This is a genomic window from Bartonella sp. AR 15-3 (genome assembly GCF_002022445.1).
Classification (GTDB): Bacteria; Pseudomonadota; Alphaproteobacteria; order Rhizobiales; family Rhizobiaceae; genus Bartonella.
Genome location: NZ_MUYE01000001.1, coordinates 1 through 20,944, shown reverse-complemented (window position 1 = coordinate 20,944; position 20,944 = coordinate 1). Strand labels below are relative to the sequence as shown.

18 protein-coding genes are annotated in these 20,944 nt (G+C 35.5%); 7 read left to right on the top strand and 11 right to left on the bottom strand.

The annotated features are described in order from the left end of the window. Positions 1–12 precede the first annotated feature (12 nt). From coaA to BAR153v2_RS00075, 3 genes are all read left to right on the top strand, one after another. Positions 13–1,011, top strand: coding sequence for a type I pantothenate kinase (gene coaA, locus BAR153v2_RS00085; RefSeq protein ID WP_078679778.1), 999 nt, complete (start codon positions 13–15; stop codon positions 1,009–1,011). Positions 1,012–1,024: 13 nt separating this feature from the next. Further along, on the top strand, positions 1,025–2,392 hold the full coding sequence (locus BAR153v2_RS00080) for a M17 family metallopeptidase (protein ID WP_078679777.1): 1,368 nt from the start codon (positions 1,025–1,027) through the stop codon (positions 2,390–2,392). An 83-nt stretch (positions 2,393–2,475) separates the two neighbouring features. Further along, entirely contained in the window at positions 2,476–3,333 is an 858-nt protein-coding gene (locus BAR153v2_RS00075) for an NlpC/P60 family protein (protein WP_078679776.1), read from the top strand. A gap of 503 nt (positions 3,334–3,836) precedes the next feature. Here the strand turns inward: BAR153v2_RS00075 and BAR153v2_RS00070 are convergent. Next, complete coding sequence (locus BAR153v2_RS00070; protein ID WP_143245196.1) at positions 3,837–6,698, bottom strand: autotransporter outer membrane beta-barrel domain-containing protein; 2,862 nt, start codon at positions 6,696–6,698, stop codon at positions 3,837–3,839. 516 nt (positions 6,699–7,214) lie between these two features. Between BAR153v2_RS00070 and BAR153v2_RS00065 the strand changes: the two genes are divergently transcribed. Next, on the top strand, positions 7,215–7,772 hold the full coding sequence (locus BAR153v2_RS00065; protein ID WP_078679775.1) for an SH3 domain-containing protein: 558 nt from the start codon (positions 7,215–7,217) through the stop codon (positions 7,770–7,772). A 60-nt stretch (positions 7,773–7,832) separates the two neighbouring features. Here the strand turns inward: BAR153v2_RS00065 and irr are convergent, their stop codons facing one another. Next, a complete protein-coding gene (gene irr, locus BAR153v2_RS00060) occupies positions 7,833–8,333 on the bottom strand; it encodes a Fur family transcriptional regulator Irr (RefSeq protein ID WP_305764463.1) in 501 nt (166 codons plus the stop codon). A gap of 215 nt (positions 8,334–8,548) precedes the next feature. Here irr and fabA point away from each other — a divergent pair, with 215 nt between their 5' ends. From fabA to fabI, 3 genes are read left to right on the top strand one after another with little or no spacing between them, the layout of a single operon-like run. Continuing rightward, complete coding sequence (gene fabA, locus BAR153v2_RS00055; RefSeq protein ID WP_078680903.1) at positions 8,549–9,058, top strand: 3-hydroxyacyl-[acyl-carrier-protein] dehydratase FabA; 510 nt, start codon at positions 8,549–8,551, stop codon at positions 9,056–9,058. A 58-nt stretch (positions 9,059–9,116) separates the two neighbouring features. Continuing rightward, positions 9,117–10,337 (top strand): beta-ketoacyl-ACP synthase I, encoded by a 1,221-nt coding sequence (gene fabB, locus BAR153v2_RS00050; RefSeq protein WP_078679773.1) that lies wholly within the window; start codon positions 9,117–9,119, stop codon positions 10,335–10,337. Between the two features lie 48 nt (positions 10,338–10,385). Beyond that, positions 10,386–11,225 carry an enoyl-ACP reductase FabI gene (fabI, locus tag BAR153v2_RS00045; protein ID WP_078679772.1) on the top strand — a complete coding sequence of 280 codons (840 nt, stop codon included), beginning with the start codon at positions 10,386–10,388 and terminating at the stop codon, positions 11,223–11,225. A gap of 239 nt (positions 11,226–11,464) precedes the next feature. Here fabI and cyoD read toward each other — a convergent pair whose 3' ends face one another. From cyoD to dnaA, 9 genes are all read right to left on the bottom strand, one after another. Further along, entirely contained in the window at positions 11,465–11,872 is a 408-nt protein-coding gene (cyoD, locus tag BAR153v2_RS00040; RefSeq protein ID WP_078679771.1) for a cytochrome o ubiquinol oxidase subunit IV, read from the bottom strand. Continuing rightward, entirely contained in the window at positions 11,872–12,543 is a 672-nt protein-coding gene (locus BAR153v2_RS00035; RefSeq protein WP_078679770.1) for a cytochrome (ubi)quinol oxidase subunit III, read from the bottom strand. Before BAR153v2_RS00035 ends, cyoD begins: the two co-directional genes overlap by 1 nt. Continuing rightward, positions 12,540–14,558: a cytochrome o ubiquinol oxidase subunit I gene (gene cyoB, locus BAR153v2_RS00030; RefSeq protein ID WP_078679769.1), complete on the bottom strand. Its 2,019-nt coding sequence runs from the start codon at positions 14,556–14,558 to the stop codon at positions 12,540–12,542. Before cyoB ends, BAR153v2_RS00035 begins: the two co-directional genes overlap by 4 nt. A gap of 71 nt (positions 14,559–14,629) precedes the next feature. After that, the gene (gene cyoA / locus BAR153v2_RS00025) at positions 14,630–15,607 is read right to left on the bottom strand and encodes a ubiquinol oxidase subunit II (protein WP_078679768.1); all 978 of its coding nucleotides are present in this window, start codon (positions 15,605–15,607) and stop codon (positions 14,630–14,632) included. Positions 15,608–15,771: 164 nt separating this feature from the next. Then, the gene (locus BAR153v2_RS07410; protein WP_305764462.1) at positions 15,772–15,882 is read right to left on the bottom strand and encodes a hypothetical protein; all 111 of its coding nucleotides are present in this window, start codon (positions 15,880–15,882) and stop codon (positions 15,772–15,774) included. A gap of 203 nt (positions 15,883–16,085) precedes the next feature. Continuing rightward, positions 16,086–16,196, bottom strand: a complete 111-nt coding sequence (locus BAR153v2_RS07665; RefSeq protein WP_339373797.1) for a type II 3-dehydroquinate dehydratase — start codon at positions 16,194–16,196, stop codon at positions 16,086–16,088. 43 nt (positions 16,197–16,239) lie between these two features. Further along, positions 16,240–17,382 carry a DNA replication/repair protein RecF gene (gene recF, locus BAR153v2_RS00015; protein ID WP_078679767.1) on the bottom strand — a complete coding sequence of 381 codons (1,143 nt, stop codon included), beginning with the start codon at positions 17,380–17,382 and terminating at the stop codon, positions 16,240–16,242. A gap of 12 nt (positions 17,383–17,394) precedes the next feature. After that, on the bottom strand, positions 17,395–18,516 hold the full coding sequence (dnaN, locus tag BAR153v2_RS00010) for a DNA polymerase III subunit beta (RefSeq protein ID WP_078679766.1): 1,122 nt from the start codon (positions 18,514–18,516) through the stop codon (positions 17,395–17,397). A gap of 197 nt (positions 18,517–18,713) precedes the next feature. Further along, positions 18,714–20,279: a chromosomal replication initiator protein DnaA gene (gene dnaA, locus BAR153v2_RS00005; RefSeq protein ID WP_078679765.1), complete on the bottom strand. Its 1,566-nt coding sequence runs from the start codon at positions 20,277–20,279 to the stop codon at positions 18,714–18,716. Between the last annotated feature and the right edge of the window lie 665 nt (positions 20,280–20,944).

The following is a 20,944-nucleotide window of genomic DNA, read 5'->3' as shown; positions in this document are numbered from 1 at the left end:
TGGCCAATAAAGATGATTGATGCTACTCTATTAAAAACCAATCAAGAAGATAACTTGATCAATTATGTTTCCGATCAATATTCCCCCTATACTTTTTTTACTGTACAAGAATGGTCTCAATTCCGCGCGAATACACCGCTTACCTTAACTTTTGATGAAATTAAGCGCTTACGATCAATCGATGATCCTATCGATTTAGAAGAAGTGCAATGTATTTATCTTTCTTTGGCACGCCTCTTATCATACCATGTTGAAGCAGTACAGGAACTCTTCCGCAAACGTCAAATATTTTTGCATCAAGCAGATACCAAAAAAACACCCTTTATTATTGGAATTTCTGGTTCTGTTGCGGTGGGGAAGTCAACAACCGCACGTATTCTTCAAGAACTTATGAAAAGATGGAAATCTAGTCTTAAAGTTGATCTTGTTACAACCGATGGATTTCTTTATCCTAATACCATTTTACAAGAAAAAAATCGTATGAATCGTAAAGGATTTCCTGATTCCTATGATATTAAAAAATTACTGCGCTTTCTTTCTGACGTAAAAGCAGGCATTGGTAATGTTAGTGCACCGCTTTATTCTCATATGATTTATGATGTTTTAGAAAATCAAAAAATTATTATTGACCGACCCGATATTTTAATTGTTGAGGGTGTTAATGTGCTTCAAGTTAATGATTGTCCTAAAGATGGAAAAATTGTACCTTTTGTTTCAGACTTTTTTGATTTCTCAATTTATGTAGATGCTGCAACAGAAGTGATCCATCAATGGTATTTAGAACGTTTTAAACATTTACGTAAAACAGCTTTTCAAAAACCCGAATCTTATTTTCATCGTTATGCACTGTTAAATGAGGAAGAGGCCTCAAAAATCGCTGAAGACCTTTGGTACACAATTAATCTAAAAAATTTACAAGAAAATATATTACCAACGCGACCACGAGCTGATCTTATTTTACGAAAGGGAAAAAATCATTTGGTTGAATATGTTGCACTTCGAAAACTATAAGGATTATAAATACATGCTTCAACATCAAATTAATTTTACTGCAACACGTTCCGATAAGAGCTGCCCTATCCTCTTAATTGATACAAAAAACTTTGCTAATTTAGCTCTTGATCCGCCAACAACCTCATGGATGAAAGTTAATGGCTTTACTGGAAAAGCAGGACAAATATTATTTATTCCCCACGAAACAGGACAATTAAAACAAGTTTTATTTGGCCTCGGTGATCAGGAAAACGCTTTCATCACTGGCCTCCTTCCTAAAAATCTCCTTACTGGCCATTGGCATTTAGAAGGAACAGCCTCGAATGAAATGAATACCTATCTTGGATTAGCATTTGGAAGCTATCAATTTAACCGCTATCGTCAAAAATCCCCTTCTAAATCATTATCGATCTATGTACATAACGCAATTGATCTGGATGAACTTAAACGAATTTATGAAGCTGTCTTTTTTGTTCGTGATCTTATCAATACTCCAGCTAATGATATGAATCCTAACACTCTCGAAATAATAACGCGCCAACTAGGACAAACTTATAATGCTCATGTAACAAGTATTTGTGGAGATGATCTTTTAGCGCAAAATTTTCCGATGATTCATACCGTAGGACGAGCAAGCAGCATTGCACCACGACTCATTGAACTACAATGGGGACAAGAAAACCATTCTAAAATCACATTGGTTGGCAAAGGAGTAACTTTTGATTCTGGAGGATTAGATATTAAATCTGCCAATAATATGCTATTAATGAAAAAGGATATGGGTGGTAGTGCGCATGTCTTGGGATTAGCAAAACTAATTATGGATGCAAAACTTCCTTTTTGTTTGCGTGTTTTAATTCCCGCCGTTGAAAATTCCATTTCTGCTAATGCTTTTCGGCCAGGTGATATCCTTCAAAGCCGTAAGGGATTAACTGTTGAGGTTGGGAATACAGATGCTGAAGGTCGGCTTATTCTTGCTGATGCCCTAACCTATGGTGATGAAAAAAGCCCGCAATTCATGATCTGCATGGCGACTTTAACCGGAGCAGCTCGCATAGCGTTAGGGCCAGATCTCCCTGCGTTTTATTGCAACGACCCAATATGGGCACAGAAAATTTCTCAATCGGCAAATTCCGTTACTGATCCTCTATGGCAAATGCCGCTTTGGAAACCCTATAGAGAAATGTTATCATCACCAATTGCCGACATTAGTAATACATCCGGAAACAACTTTGCTGGTTCTATAACTGCCGCTTTATTTTTAAATTCTTTTGTTGAAAAAGCTGAAAATTTCGCTCATTTTGATCTTTATGGATGGACTCCAAAAGAAACACCAGGTTATCCTGTCGGTGGAACCGCACAAGCTATTCGTGCTCTTTATAAACTCTTCAAAGATTAAATTTAAAGAAAATTACAATTTTACTCTTTCTGTTGAATAAAAATTCCATTAATCTTCATTGATAGTTCGTTAAAGGTAAAAAAATGCCCTATAAAAATTCAGAGTTCCATACATCTCAGGATATCCTCACAAATCAACAATGTGAAAAAAAAATAGAGACTCCATATTCTATCCAAGGGGAAAAAAGGCGCATTAATACAGCTGTTGCAGGTCTATTTAAAGAGAACAGTAAAAAAAGCGAAAGGCAAACAGAGTGCCTCTTCGGAGAAGAGGTCTTAATTCTTGAGCACGGTGAGACCATGTCAAAGGTAGAAGCGCTTAAAGATGGTTATGTCGGGTACATTGATACACAAATTCTTTGCACGTCAACCATAAAACAAACACATATTGTTTCAGTTCCTCGTACTTTTCAATATTCGCAAGCTGACTTAAAAAAAACCGTAGAACGCGCTTTATCTATGGGAAGCAAAGTAACCGTTATTGATGTAACCGAAACACGGGGTACAATGTATTCTATTCTTGAAAATGGAACAGCTATTGTTTCTTCTCATCTTCGTCCTATTGAGTATACATTCAAAGATTATGTAAATGTTGCTCAGACTTTTATTCGTACACCTTACCTTTGGGGCGGTGTTAGTGGTTTTGGACTTGATTGTTCTGGACTAGTTCAACTTTCTATGATGATGGCAGGAAAAACAGTTTTACGTGATACTAGTATGCAAGAACAAACTATAGGAAAACAACTAACAGACATTGATGTTCTTGAACGGGGTGATTTTATTTTTTGGAAAGGTCATGTTGCAATTATGATTGACTATGAAAATATTATTCATGCAAATGGTTATTCTATGGATGTTATGGTTGAACCTTTAGAAACAGCAATTATAAGAATTGCTAAAAGTGGTAAACATCCTGTAGCAAAGCGTCGCCCACTTCAATAATACCGTACAATCTAATGTTATAATATCTTAAATGCTGTTTCAGAACCTTCTATTTATCGAATTATTTTGATTTTTAATATTTTTAAATAAAATCTATAGCTCTCATTTATTCTTTTAATGACTATTTTTCTATATTTAACCTTTTGATACTATAAATTATTTTTTTAAATAAGAAACATATAAACAAATGAAATCTTTCTAACTTTCAGGAATATTTCTCTATATCTTATAGTCATATAAAAGCTTTTAAAACATACTTAATAGTAGCTTATGTATTTAATTTAAAGATAAATTATGCAAAAAGGTAAAATCATTTGCGTGAAAAAAACTTCATTTACTATTTAAAGAGTCTATAAATATGAAGTTAATGGGTTTTATATATGACTATAAGATATAGAGAAATATTCCTGAAAGTTAGAACCAGGATTCCTGTGAGTTCCGCTAAAAAACTTAACGAAACCCACAAACAGTCATTCAAAACAAAACAGACTAATCTTGAAGGACTAAAATTGATAACGTAATCCACTAGAAACACTAATTCCAGAAAAACCAGCTTTGGTTAACTTATGCTTGTATAACAAATCGCCATGCAGTGCTATAGTATCAGATAATTGGGCATGAACACCCATACCTGTTTCAACTGTAGAACCAAATGCACCTAACTGAAAAGCATCTTTAAAATATACTATCCGCTTATTTTCATAACTATGTGCAAGATGAAGTTTACCATAAAAGGAAATGACACGTGCCTTTTCAGAAGAAGTAACAGCTTTTGTTAAAGAACCACCAACGCGTGTTATCAATTGATCATGCTTCCCTAGCTCAATATCAAACCGATCAATATCACGAGCTTTATCAAACATGATAGACTGATAAATAACTTGAAGCTGCGGCTCAATAATAAAACCATTATAGCCTGTGATAATAGCCTGACCTCCCATCAAAGAGGTACTCAAAAGTCTACCTTTTAATGCGGCTGTTTTACCTCGAGCAAGAGTTACAACATCGCCCTTTAAAAAATCGTAAGAGAAAAATCCATTCACATAAAAACCTGCATCATGCTGTAAATTAGCATAAAGCTTGCCTGACCATTTATTAAAAACACTCTTTTGACTTTGTTTAACGGCAAGAGGCTGAAGAGAGAGCCTACCATAAGTCCCCATCATTCCAAAAGACAAAGCACTCTGTTTATTCTCTAATGTCTTTAAGACAACACCTGCTGTCATACTGTTATAGTCCAGATCGGCTCCATAACCATGTTCAAGAACAGACAAATTTGAAGTATAGCGATGATTACTCCCATAACCGCGTATAAAAAAGCTTGTCTTTCTATTGTCATCAGCTTCATTAGGAGCATTTTGTATGATTTCCAAAAGTTCGTGTTGATTACTCATATCTACCACACCTGCATGAAATAAAGCATGAGGTAAGAGCAAATAACTTGGGAGTTGTGGCACAACTGCTGGCACTCTTGGACCTGGTTCTGGCGCTGATGGTGGTAATGGTTTTGGTTCTGGCGCTGGTGGCGCTGATGGTGGTAATGGCTTGGGTTCTGGAGAAATATATTCACTCTGCAAACGATAATCCCAAAAATTATTTCCATCACCATTAACTAACTTTTGCTCAGGATTAGCCTGACCATGAGAAGAACTTGGACCATAAGCAAAAAGACCATATTTATAAGGTGAGCCATCGATTGTAATATAATCGCCATTCAGTTTGAAGGAATTTTCTTGTGCTGTACCGGAAACCTGAATAAGCGAAATACCCTGAGTATTCCCATTCTTCCCTATATCACCTTTCGAACCTCCATTTTGAGCAGTAACATAAACAGTGGTCGTACCGGACACATTGCCATGGATCAAAACTCTATCAGTTTTTTGATCATTAATGTTATCTTCTTTACTAATAAAAACATTCAAGTGAAGCTTTGCATCATTCGTAGCACTATAAACAACACCCGATCCTTTTCCAACATTAAGTGTTTGATAAACAATATTTTTTGGTGTATCAAACTGAACAATACTATGATCCAGTTTTAAAGATGTTATAGACCATGCGATGTTATTCAAATGCTTTTGATTTGTAAAATTGTTATTTTTTCTTGTGGTTAAAATCCAGGTTGAATTATTCTTCAAACTAAAATTTGCAAGAGCTCCATTAGCAATAGAAACACCCCCTTTTAGGATAGACTGATCAGCTTGAATTTCTATAACGCCTCCCTGAGCTTGTAACAAAAGATCACCAGAGATATTGGAATTTTTTGATAATTTAACAATGGATTTTTTCTTATGGACACCAAAATTTCTCATTAAAGAATTTTGTTTCGTAATATAAATAGCTGGATATGTCTCAGCTGTAATGGTTGAGTTTTCAATATCGACTTTTTCCTCCGCAATACTTTTATCTACAGCCTGATACATTACTATACCATAAGTATTAGAAACAGAAACTTGCCCATCCTTTAAAAAAATAGACCCTCCTGTATCTAGATACAGTCCACCTCTATCATCTGTTTTTTCCTTATCATAGTTGTTTTTTCCAGTAATTATAACACCATATAAATCAGCGTGTCCTTTTTCTCTTACAAGCACCCCAACTCCATTTGTAAAATCAATTGACCCACCAATCATTTTAAGCTTACTGTTATTACTAGCGATGTATATTCCTAATGAATCATAAGGATACTCATTACTTCCACCATTCTTCACCGTAATTTTTACATCAGTTAAAAAAATATTACCCTGAGACTCCTTATCTATTATAGCGCCAGTACCAAAAACATTTATTGCCCCATTCATCATTGTGATTTTGGGATTACATATCCTATTAGAAGAACATCCAGCATATAAACCTATATTAGCACGCTTCTCCTTCCCTTCCTTCAATGTAATCTGCACATCCTCTAACTCTACTCCTTGGCTACTCCACGAGCTTACTCCTATACTCCTTTCATCATAATTCAAATCAATTGTTCCACCCACTATTTTGATTGCGCCACCTTCACTAGCAGAAAGGCCTTCTGCTACTCCCTTAATAACCGAATTCTGCAAAATAACTTTTCCATTTTCTTTTGCAGATACACCTGTTTTAGAGCCAGTAATGGTAATATTCTTCGCATGAATAACTGTACCTGTTTTTTCTGCGAATACCGCTCGAGAAAGTGAAGAACCTTTCTGCTCATTTGATTGATAGGTCTTATGCATAAAAGTATGTGTTTTACCATCAGAACATTTAAGAAAAGAACTATTCTCTGAACAATCTTTCATTTCAGATGTCGCATTAACATCTATATTTTGCAAAAAGAAAAAAGCACTTGTTGTACAAGCACAAACGTAAGTATAAATTTTAAAAACTTTAAGCATAGTTTTGCCTCAATTTTTTCCTTCCAATCACAATTAACGTCTCGAAAGATATATTATAACAACTAAAAAGTGTGTTATTATATTTTTACACGTATATTAATTTAACACATTATGTGTTCTATTTAATACGTTACGTATTTTATGTAAAGCAAGAAACTAAACTTTTTCATGCTCGATATAATCACCTTAGTCCATCTTTCTATGCAAAAATCATTACTCTTTACTTGAAAATGGATTTGTGCCGTATTAGGGTATAACGATACCACGCTTTATTGAAAAAGAATAAAAATCATATACTTTTTACTTTGTAGAAAATTCACATAGAATACATAACTGATCGCACTAAACTGACATAAAAATTTTTGAATCTATATATTATTTTAGCTATTTTTATAATAATATCTCGAGTATTTAGACCTTTTTAACCAACTGTATGCCATGCTTGAATAAAGTTTCGAATGTATCCTCCGTATCTCAAATTGCGAATTACACAAATGAAGAAAAAGAGGTGTAAATATGAAACATTTTATTTGGTTTCGCCTTTTTATACTCTTATCATGCGTATTAATGACAGGAAAGCTTCTATTTGGCTCTCTTGCTTTTTCACATCCACAAACACTCAATCAAAATTTAGGCACTAGTGGCTTACCACTTCCACGATTCGCTTCAATAAAATCCGCTCGTGTTAATATGCGTATTGGACCAGGAAATAATTATTCTATTATCTTTACTTATCAAAAACAGGGACTGCCTATTGAAATTATCCAAGAATATGATCAATGGCGCAAAGTTCGTGATGCAGAAGGAGATGAAGGATGGATTTACCAATCACTATTATCAGGAAAAAGAACTGCAATAACTATTCCGTGGCAAAAGGATAAAGTACACAGACTTATGTTACGTAAAAATCCAGGAGATAATGAGAAAATTGTGGCAGAAATAGAACCTAATATCATTGGTAATATTCGCCAATGTAATGGTATCTGGTGCGAATTAGATATCCGTAATACTCGTGGCTGGCTTCATCAAAACCAATTATGGGGAATTTATCCTGACGAAAAAATTAAAAATTAAAAAAGCTTAAACTATCAGCACTTAATTTTTATTTTTCACACAACCTTTGAAGTCCTAAAATTAAATAGAACTCTTTGGCCTTAAACGGATGATTAAATCGACATGCGAAATTTCCATATCGTTTGGCGGTTGAGGGAGATTTTCAATAATAGGAGAACCTTCTAAATTACAAGGAATATCAAGAATACGATTTTCACCTTCAACATAGAAATGATAGTGATCAGATGTATTCGTATCAAACCAAGTTTTCGAACCTTCTACAGCAATAATTCGTAATAAACCTGCTTCTGTAAACTGATGAAGAGTATTATAAACTGTTGCTAAAGACATAGGTATACCTAATTTAACTGCCTCTTCATATAACTCCTCAGCAGTAACATGGCAATTACCTTGAAAAAAAATCATATTAGCAAGTTCTAATCGTTGACGTGTTGGCCGTAAACCATTTTTACGCAAATGTTCTTTTAGCTCAGATAACGAAAGGCAATTCATAACTTCCTTACGATTTCTTATAAATCGTTCTTTTTTATTCAATCTCAAGTCATCAGCACTCATCAGAATACTATAAATCGTCCTACATGCATATGCAAGTTTGGTTTGGAAATTAAACACAATGAAAAAACAAGATAATAAATATATTAAATGATAATCTTTATGTAACAAGAAACACAAAAAACTTTTTGTCACCCTAAATATACAAAATCATTTCCCTCTCCTGAAAATTTGCTTTAAAAGTAGATTAAGATAGAGGTATAAAAAGAAACATGGAAATAACAATGGCTAAACAAAAGTCTCACTACACTTATGAAGAGCTTTTAAACTGCACTCGCGGCGAAATGTTTGGTAAAGGTAATGCACAATTACCTGCACCTCCAATGTTGATGATTCACCGAATCACTCAAATCAGTGAAAGTGGTGGAGAATATGACAAAGGAGTAGTTTGTGCTGAATTTGACATTACTCCAGACTTATGGTTTTTTGATTGTCATTTTATCAATGATCCTGTCATGCCAGGGTGTCTCGGTTTAGATGGTATGTGGCAATTAACGGGTTTTTTTCTTGGATGGTTAGGTGAACTAGGAAAAGGACGTGCTATTTCAACAGGAGAAGTAAAATTATCAGGCATGGTAACTCCGCAAACCAAATTGCTTCAATATCAAATAAATTTTAAACGTATTCGACGTGGACATTTGGTTTTAGGAATAGCGGATGGATGGTTAAAAGCAGATGGAGAGACAATTTATAAAGCCAATGATTTACGTGTTGCTTTATTTAAAGAAAGTTAGACATTCTTTCAACAAGATAAAGATATTTTGTTACTCTATAGGAAACAAGGAGGTATGAATGCGTCGAGTTGTTGTAACCGGAATGGGTATTATCTCCTCAATTGGAAATGAGCTTCAAACTGTTTTAACGAGCTTATATGAAGCGAAATCAGGAATTTCCTATGCACCCAAGCATGCTGAATTAGGTTTCCGGAGTAGAGTACATGCTAAACCAGATATTAATGTAGAAGAATTTGTTGATCGGCGAGCCATGCGTTTCCATGGCTATGGAACAGCATGGAATCAGATTGCTATGGATAGAGCAATTGCTGATGCGGGTTTAGAACCTAATGAAGTATCAAATGAACATACGGGTATCATTATGGGCTCTGGAGGACCATCAACTCGATCAATTGTTGAAGCTGCTGATCTTACACGTCAAAAAGGTCCAAAGCGCGTTGGACCTTTTGTTGTGCCCAAAGCAATGAGTTCTACAGCTTCAGCAACTCTCGCAACCTTTTTTAAAATTAAAGGGATCAATTATTCGATTTCCTCAGCTTGTGCTACATCCAATCATTGTATTGGAAATGCTTATGAGATGATACAATACGGCAAGCAAAAGCGCATCTTTGCAGGTGGGTGCGAAGATTTGGACTGGACATTATCTGTTTTATTTGATGCTATGGGTGCTATGTCCAGCAAATATAATAATACACCAGAAACAGCTTCACGTGCTTATGATATTAATCGTGATGGATTTGTCATTGCTGGTGGGGCCGGTGTTTTGGTTCTTGAAGAACTGGAATTAGCTAAAGCACGCAGTGCAAAAATTTACGGAGAAATTGTTGGTTATGGTGCTACATCCGATGGTTATGATATGGTCTCTCCATCTGGTGAAGGAGCAGAAAGATGTATGCGTATGGCTCTTGCAACCATAAAAAATAAAATTGATTATATTAATCCTCATGCAACAGCAACAATTGTTGGTGATTCCTCTGAAATAGATGCAATTCGTCGTGTTTTTGGAGTAGGAGATCAGTGTCCACCCATCTCTGCCACAAAGTCTTTAACTGGACATTCCTTAGGTGCAGCAGGTGTTCAAGAAGCAATTTATACACTGTTAATGATGAATCATAATTTTATTTGTGAGAGTGCTCATATTGAAGAAATTGACCCAGCTTTTGCCGATATGCCAATTATTCGCAAACGTCTCGATAACCAAAAACTTAATACCGTATTATCAAACACTTTTGGCTTTGGTGGTACCAATGCAACGCTTGTTTTCCAACGCTATACATAAGCAGGAACTCTTAGTGGATTGAAACTACATAGTCTTACGGAGAATAATATGAAAGGTTTGATGAAAGGCAAACGTGGTCTTATTATGGGGATTGCAAATGACCATTCGATTGCTTGGGGTATTGCATGTCAATTAGCAAATGCAGGAGCTGAACTAGCTCTTACATATCAAGGAGAAGCTTTTGGAAAACGCGTCCAACCACTAGCAAAAAAACTTGGTTGTAAATTATTATTAGAATGTGACGTTGAAAAAATTGAAAATATCAATCGCACTTTTCAATATCTTGAAAAAGAATGGAAAACTATTGATTTCGTTGTTCATGCTATTGGTTTCTCAGATAAAACACAATTAAAGGGACGTTATGTTGACGTGACAACACGTGAAAATTTTAATCGTACAATGGTTATTTCAGCCTATTCCTTTACTGAAATTGCCCAACGTGCCGAGAAACTTATGCCTAATGGCGGTGCATTAATAGCACTTACTTATGGAGCTTCACAGAGAGTCGTTCCTAATTACAATGTCATGGGTATAGCTAAAGCAGCTTTAGAAGCTATGGTGCGTTATTTAGCTACAGATTTTGGGCCCCAAAATATTCGTGTCAATGCAATTTCAGCTGGACCTATTCGGACTTTAGCTGGTAATGGCATTGCATCTGCGCGAGCAATTTTTTCATATCAACGCCGTAATGCACCTCTACGCCGTACTGTAAATATTAATGAAATTGGAAATGCGGCTCTTTACTTGCTCTCTGATTTATCATCAGGTGTTACAGGTGAAATTCATTATGTTGATTCAGGCTATAATATCTTGTCTATGCCAACACTTGAAGAACTAAAACAAAGCGAAGAAACTCAAGAAAATAAAAACTCACACAACGAAAAATAGTAGAAGTGTCTATTGTAAAAAAAACTATAAAGTTGGAAAAATATTTTAAACTTCAAAGATGTATTTAATAACATATACTAACACTAAAAAGCAAAATTATAAGCTTTAAAATTAAAGCGCTTTAATTTTAAAAGATAGCAGTTTTTATAATTGATTTACTAGATTCCTCCGCTTAAAAAGTTGCTTTATTGATCTGATATCTTAGGAAGTTTTTCTATTGTTTCTAAAGCTTTAGAAGGCTATTCGATTGATTGTGGTACAGCAATGAATCTTTCTTCTGAAATAGTTGCATTTATATCCGGTTCAACAATACGCCCTGAGCTGCCCATCATATTATAATTCAAATGAGAGATAGCCCACCAAGTACCACCAATGATAATAAAAACACACATAGCTGCAAACAATAAAGCTGCTAGATTCCACTTGGCATCTGGACCAGAACTCAAATGCAAAAAGAAAACAATTTGTATAATAATTTGTATAAGTGCCATCCCAATAAGATAAATAACTTTCGTACTAATAGCCCAACTATCTAATAATCCATACATTACAGGAATAAAAGAGCCTAAAGTAAAAAGAACAGATAAAATAAAGCCAACTAAATAAGAACCAATACCTGGATCATGATTTTTGTCATACATACTCATTACAGTGCCCCCAACAAATAAACCATAGTGAAGACACCAATCCAAACAATATCAAGTAAATGCCAAAAAATTGAGAGACATGTTAAACGCGTCTTATTATCCTGATCCAAACCACTGCGATGCAGATGAAAAAACATTACAACCATCCACAGTAAACCAACACTCACATGAAGGCCATGAGTACCAACCAACGCAAAAAATGCTGACCAATAAGCGGATAGAACATTTTTCCCAAAAGATTTTATGCCTGTCGCAGGATCAACACCAGCATAAGCATTAGGATCGTAATAGAACACTTCATTGAGCAATTCATAAAATTCATAAATTTCCATTCCAATAAAGCATAATCCAAGCACGAAGGTAATTGCCATCCAGACACGTAACTTAGAAAGACATCCCTTATGAGCATAAACCATAGCAAACCCATAAGTAATTGATGAAAATAATAAAACTACCGTTTCAACCAAAACAAAATTTAAATTAATAAACTCATTACCGGCTTTACCTCCGCCATAAGAAGCAGAGAATACAGCAAAACTCGAAAACAATGTTGAGAACAAAATTAAATCTGAAAGAATGTAAACCCAAAACCCAAATATCATTATCGAACTATTGTGATGATCGTGGTGATATTCGTCCGTGCATACATGATTCATTATCGTCGCACTCATACTTTTACCCCTTGTTTTTCTAAAACAGCTGTGAAGATATCTTCTGTTTTCTGCACCTCTTCAGCTGAAATATAATAACCATGATGATCACCCATTAATGAATGATAAATAATCGTCGCAATAAAGCCAACCAACCCAAGGATAGCTAGCCACCAAATATGCCAAACAAGAGCAAAACCAATAATTAATGAGAAAAAGCTTGCGACAATTCCAGCTAATGTATTTGAAGGCATATGAATTTTTACAAACCCACTTGTTGGGCGCTGATAACCTTTCTTTTTCATATTCCAATAGGCATCCTCACTCCATACCTCTGGAATAATTGCAAAATTATAAGAAGGAGGAGGAGAAGAAATAGACCACTCAAGTGTTCGTGTATCTCCCCAAGGATCATTGGATGTTACCGGCAAACGCCCTTTATGCTTAATACCATACCAAATTGCTAAAACCATTTGTAATACAAAACAAAGTATACCAAGAAGAATAATAAAAGCACCTATTGCAGCAACCATAAACATCGGCTGCCAACTTGGCTCAATATAATGCTGAAGACGACGCGTAGCACCCATTAATCCAAGTATATAAACTGGAAAGAAAGCAAAGTAAAAACCAATAAACCAGCACCAGAAAGATGCAATACCTAATATACGATTTGGTTTAATGCCAAAAACTTTTGGAAACCAAAAGGCTAATCCAGCTAAATAGGCAAAAACAACGCCTCCAATAATCGTATGATGAAAGTGAGCAACTAAAAATAAAGAATTATGAAACTGCCAATCGGCAGGAACAATCGACATCAAAACACCCGTTAATCCACCACCAACAAACGTAAAAATCATCCCCATGCACCAAAGCATTGGGGGTTCAAAACGAATCCGACCCTTATACATAGTTAGTAACCAATTAAAGACTTTAACACCCGTTGGAACTGCAATGATCATTGTAGCAATACCAAAGAAGGTATTCACAGCTTCACCACCTCCCATTGTAAAGAAATGATGTCCCCAAACAAGCAATGAAAGAACCAAGATCACTACAATTGCCCATATCATTGAGGCATAACCAAAAAGGCGTTTTGAAGAAAATGTTGAGACAATTTCCGAAATAATTCCAAAGGCAGGAACAACTAAAACATAAACCTCTGGGTGACCAAAAACCCAAACATAATTAATCCACACCATTGGGTTTCCACCAGCAACATTAGTAAAAAAATTCATGCCTAAATAACGGTCAGCTGCCAAAAGTAGAAATGCAACAGCTAAAACAGGATAAATAACTAAAATAAGAATATTACTAACAAAAGCCGACCAACAAAAAATAGGCATTTTCATCATCGTCATTCCAGGAGCACGCATTTTAATAATGGTTGCCACAAAATTGACTGATCCCATAGTTGTTGCAATGCCAGAAAGCTGAAGAGACCACAAATAATAATCCACTCCTGTATCTGGACTATTTTGTAATTCTGAGAAAGGCGGATACATTAACCAACCACCACGACCAAAATTACCAATCCCAAGTGATATATTAATTAATACTGCTGCCGCAACTGTGATCCAAAATCCTAGATTATTTGCAAATGGAAATGCAACATCACGGGCCCCAATCTGAAGTGGTACAAGATAATTAAAAAGACCAAATAAAATTGGTGTAGCCATGAAGAAAATCATAATCACACCATGTGCTGAAAAAATCTGATCAAAATGCTCAGGAGGTAAATAACCTGCGGCTTCACTCCCAAACGCTAAAGCCTGATGCGTTCGCATCATAATCGCATCAGCAAAACCACGAACAAGCATAATAATGCCAAGAATGATGTACATAATACCAATTCGTTTATGGTCAACAGTCGTAATCCAATTTTGCCAAAGAACTTTCCACCAACCAAGTATTGTTAAAGCAACAGCAACAGTTAAACCGCCCAAAACAATTGCAATACATGTATAAAAAACGATTGGCTCATGTACAAGTGCATGAAAAGCAGCCGCTGTAGGATCTGTAAGTCTTCCAAACATTTTCTACCCTATATAAAATGAATTCTAATTGAAAAGAATCCTTATTTAAAAATAGTTTCTTTTTCGATTAACTATTTCCTAAATAGCACTTGATCAAAAACTGAACAGAGTGCGCCCCAAAGCGTCTGAGCAGCAGCCCGCTTCATTAAATCTTCATTACAGATGACATTTCCATCAACACATCGATTGACAATACGATAATAAAGCTGTTTTTCAACAGGTGCAAAATAACGCACTTCAGCATCTTTTTCTTTCGCAACAATATCACCCATAAGAGGAGAAACAGACAGTTGATGATAAGACAGACGATCAAGCTTTTGACCATTCGCCCGAACTTTAGCAACCCAATTATCGAAATCACTCAATGATACAGAATGCCATTGAAAACGCATATTTGCAAAACCATCGCCACTATAATTTGCTGATCTTCCATTGAAGATACCTTGCTTATCAGCCATTAAATGTAATTTAGCATTCATCTGCGGCATAGCATAAAGAACTGTACCAAGTCTTGGAACCCAGAATGCATTAACAGAGCTCTCTGATGTTATCTGCAATAACACTTGACGACCTTGCGGTGCATAAATTTCATTAACCGCTGCAATACCATATTCAGGATAAATAAATAACCACTTCCAGTCTAGTGCTACAACGTTCACTTGCAAAGGCTTTTCTTCACCGACAACATCCATAGGAAGAGCATTTGAGGGCTCAAGCTTATAAGTGTAATAAGCCGTTAACAGTCCCAAAACTGTCACAATAATAACTGGAATACCCCACATAAAAGCTTCAATTTTATTTGAGTGTCCCCAATCCGGTAAATAATCCTCCGTCGTTTTTGAAGCACGATATTTTATAGCTAAAAAAACCACTGCAACCATTACTGGAATTACAACGCACAACATAATAAGAACACATAAGGTAATCAAAATAAGCTGTTGGCGCGCAACATATCCCGCAGGCTGAAGAACATCAATTTTACAACCAGATAAAAGTAATACTATCCATAAAAACCTGAGTATCTTTATTTGCCGAATAAAGTCTCTCATTCCTATCTTCCCCGTGCACGTACGTACCTAGCAATTGCCATAATATACAGTAACAACATTCCTTAAATACGTCTTACTTACTCAAACAAAAATTATCAAGTAAATTTTAAGATAAGCATATTGATATTAACCAATTTTAGCGTTTTAAATTATATTTAAACTACTTAGCAATATATTAAGTGCAAGCTAATACCCTTCCAACCGCATCTGACAATAAGCGCATTTATTTCTATAAAAATATAAGAATAATAACCAAAAGATTCACGTTGATAAATATTTGATAAATGGACTTCTTCTATTGGTTACTTGGTCATAGAAATATTTTAATGCATCAAAAATCGTAAAAGATATACCACTATAAGCAATTGGCTTGATAATCAATCTGGTACTTACTCCAATGCCTGTTTATCTCCAATCTACTAATTAATCTTCACAATTACTTTGATAAAAAATGTAATGTTATTACAAATCCTACTACTTAATTTTTACATAATCTTTCAATATCTTCTAAAGTCGCAGTGCTATAAATTTCTAGCTTATGTTTACCAAGAAAATTCAAATTAGGATCACACAAAACCGTTATAATCATAAACATGATGCGGTGTGTTTTATTTCAATTATTTATACATTGTTTATTGTAATAAAATGCCATTTTCAATTTCAAAAAACTCTGCCCGCCCTTTTAAAGAGTCAAACAAAATATGATCTGTTCCTGTCATAAACGCTTGCCCACCTAAATCATCAAGAATATCAAATAAAGCAGCACGCCGATGGGAATCAAAATGAGCAGCTATTTCATCAAGAAGGAGAATAGGTGTCATCTTAGATATCGTACTTGTTAAACGTGCATGACACAAAACTAAGCCTGTTAATAAAGCTTTTTGTTCACCAGTTGAACAGAATGTCGCGTCCATATTTTTATCTGCATAAAAAACTTGCAAATCTGTACGGTGTGGACCTTCTAATGCTCGACCAGCAGCACAGTCTATCGCACGGTTGTTACGCAACCGATACAAAAATTGTTCTTCAACTTCAATAGCGGATGTTTCGCTAAGCGCTTTTTCCAAAAAACCATCAACTTGTAAAAAAGCTCTTGGAAAAGGTATCCAAGCAGAAACTTGCGCAAACATATCATTCAAAAGCTGAATAATATCAACCCGTGCTGCTGCAATGGCCGTTGCAAGTTCAGCCATTTGCAGCTCCAAAGCATCTAACCAAGCACGATCGTCATTTCTATCTAAAAATAAACGATTGCGCGCACGCATAACTCTGTCATAATCTGCTATACGACGGCCATGCAAAGAATCAATGGATAAAACCATACGATCTAAAAAACGGCGCCGATCAAGTGCAGGTCCTGTAAAAAGTCCATCCATAGAAGGTGTCAATATACTAATATGGCAATAGTCCATTAAGCAATCGCTTGCCTCATTTACACCATTAATATGTACTTTCCTACCACCATCATTAGCTTCTAAAGCTGTACCAATATTTGCTTCACCATAAAGCGCACACTGCAGACGAGCAAATACAACAAACCCTGTACCACTTCCCTCAGAACAACTGATATCAGAATAAGGTGCACGTCGCAAACCACGACCAGGAGAAAGAAAAGATAGTGCTTCTAAAAGATTAGTCTTGCCAACACCGTTACGACCTGTCAAAACAACATGTTGACCTAATAAATGAAGAGCTAAAGAACAATAATTACGATAATTTTCCAATTTCAGTTGTCTGACAGCCACTTTATGTATATGGCTAGTACTGCATCGCAAAACACATCATCCTTAAACACGAATAGGCATCAGCACATAAAGCGAATCTGTATCACTATTTCCACGAATCAACGTTGGCGCTCCAGAATCAGCAAACGTAAAAATCATTTCATCACTTGAAAGTTGTGCTGCAATATCCAAAAGATATCGCGAATTGAAACCTATCTCAAGCGGATCAAATGCATAATCTGCAACCAACTGATCCTTCGCACTTCCTGAATCAGGATTATTCACTACAAATCTTACAAGTCCTTTCTCGATCATCAATTTTACTGCACGCCCACGATCGCTTGAAATTGTTGAGACACGATCAACCGCAGAAGAAAAATCTCGTCGATTGATAATCAATTTTTTATCATTTTTTAATGGAATAACACGTTGATATTCTGGAAATACCCCATCAATTAGTTTTGATGTTAAAATTACAGACCCAACAGAAAAACGAATCTTTGTATCTGAAAGCTCTATACACACATCATTATCAGCTTCTTCCCCAAGAAGTTTTTGCAACTCTCCCACGGTTTTACGAGGAATGATAACACCTGGCATACCATCAGACCCCAAAGGTGCTTCTATATCGACCTGTGCTAAACGATGACCATCAGTCGAAACTAAACGCAACTTCGAAATATCATCAGAAATGATATGAAAATAAATACCATTCAGATAATAACGTGTCTCTTCAGTAGACATAGCAAACTGCGTACAATCAATTAAATATTTCAATTTTGACGCTAACAAAGAAAAACGACAACTAAACTGGCCTGGAAGCGATTCTGGAAAATCTACCTTAGGAAGACATTGAAGCTGAAAATTAGTACAACCAGAGGTAATAGACATAGTACTTGCCTGACTTTCATCAACGTCTAAAATAACCTCACTATCGTCAAGAAGTTTGCGAACAATATCGTAGAGCAAATGCGCTGGAACAGTTATCGCCCCGCTTTGTTCAATATTGACTGAAGAAGATTCTGTAATTTCTAGATCGAGATCTGTTGCTTTTAATTGCATCCTTCCATCACTCGCATCTATCAATACATTTGACAAAATAGGGATAGTATTACGACGCTCCACAATACGATGAACACGACCAAGAGATTTAAGTAGCTGACTACGACTAATTGTAACGCGCATAAAAATCCCTGTTTATAATTTTCACCCAAATAACTATAGGAATTCGATAAACCAAAAGCAATCAATTGACTTACAATTGCTATATACTTAAATTTTAATAAACTTCTCTAAAAATAGCAAGATTTTAATACAAACCAAACTATTATTTTGGTCAATCTTCTCTGATATTCTTCATAATAAGAAAAAGACTATAAATATTATGCAGCATGTTCTCCTATTAATCGCTTAAGCAGCTCAAGCTCTTTAGCCAAAGTCTGATCATCACAAACTAAATCTTCAATTTTACGTACAGCATGTAAAACAGTCGTATGATCACGCCCCCCAAAACGGCGTCCAATTTCAGGTAATGAACGAGGTGTCAAAACTTTTGCCAAATACATCGCAACTTGCCGCGGTTTAACAATTGTACGCGTTCGACGATTAGACAATAAATCCTGCCTAGAAACATTATAATGACGTGCAACAGTACGCTGAATTTCCTCTATCCGTATGCGTTTCGATTCACCTGAACGTGTCAAATGACTTAATAATTCATCAATCCGCTCTAAAGATAAATCAATTTCAAAAGATTGGCGAAATAACAACTGGTTAAAAGCTCCCTCAATATCACGACCTGATCCTAAAACCGTTTTAGCAATATATGCCAAAATCTCATCAGAAATCATAACCATATTATCATCTTGCTGTGCAATTTTTAACCGTTGACGCAACATTTCCAAACGCATCTCATAATCCGGTGTTTCAATTTCAAGGGCCACACCTCCTTGAAGACGAGAACGCACACGAAGATCAAGCGATTCTAATTCTGCCGGCGGACGATCAGCAGCCACAATAACTTGTTTTGCACTATCGAGTAGCATATTAAGCAAATGGCAAAATTCACGTTGAATTGATTTCCCCTGTAAAAATTGCATATCATCAATAATTAAAAGATCAATGTCACGTAGCTGCTCTTTAAATGAAAGAGCATCATTATCACGAATGGCCATAGCAAAACGCCACATAAAATATTCAGCAGTCAAATAAATAACCCGCGCAGATGTCAAGCGCTTGAGTGCACCTGCTGCGATAGCCTGAAGCAAATGTGTCTTTCCTAAACCAACAGACGCGTAAATAAAAAGGGGATTAAAGCGTAAAGAACTTTTATGTCCTTCTGCAATCGAACGCGCTGCAGCCAAAGCAACACGATTCGAAGCGCCTTCAACAAAATTCTCAAAAGTATAGCGAGAATCAAGCGGAGAACCAAAAACACCAGCTTGAGTATTCTTCATTGATTGCTCAGCATAACTATCAACTAAAGGAGAAAAAGACTGCTCTTCAGGAACAATAACAACTGAGCTTTTATTAGACCTACATACAGGATCTTTTGAAACACGTTCCATACTTCTAACAATAACTTCAACACGAAGAATTGCTGAATTTTCCTGCTGCCATAAAGTGGTTAAAAGAGCACTATAATGGTTATTGATCCACGAACGTAAAAATGCTGTAGGAACAGAAAGTTTTACAAGATTACGATTATATTCAGCAAGTTTTAAACGGCCAAACCAACTCGTATAAGCCTCAACGCCAATGTTGGCTTTTAACTGTGCCATTACACGCGCAAAAGCAGCAGCACCTTCTTCCTCTGAAAAAACCAGAGGCTCTAAAGAGTTAACTGCCTCTTTTATCTTCATCATTTCATTTATCATACTCTCTGCCGATAGGATATCCACTGAAACCTTTTTAAAGGAACTAGCTTTAGAATTCAATTTATTCACCATTTTTCATCCCAAAAAAACTATAATCTTGCCCTACCAAACGGCCAAAACCTGCTCAGCGAAGGTAGAGACATTCCCTTCCCCAAATAAGATTATTCATCCTCCCCTTAGGATAGCTCTAATACAATCCTACTAACAAAGATGATCAATAAGATTTATCTTGTTTGATTGCATGATATGCTTTCCGAAAGCGAAAACATATCAATAATGAAAACTAAAAAACCTCGCTAAAAGACTGCTCAACATGCGCTTACGTACAAGGCATAAGATAAATCACTCTATAATATAGAATACTTACCTGACGTAAACCTTATGTATTTTCAATTTTCATAAGAAACATACAAAACAGCATAGGTAAAATGCAAGAGGCTAAAATGAAATCAAAAGGTCATAAAAAACAGCTATAAATTTGTATTTGCAAAAAGAAAATGAAAAAGACTATTGATTCAAATAACTTTTTTTTTGTAAAATTTACAAATAATTAAAGATTTCATGTATTAAAAATAAAAAATAAAAAAAGCTTGACAAAAAACGACTCTATCGAAATCCACAACACTTGTGGATAACTATCCAAATCTAAAAAAATAATAGTACTTTTTTGGAAGTAATCACTAAATTACCCTCCTGAAAAAATGAATGTTAAAAAAAACCAGCACCGATTTATATGC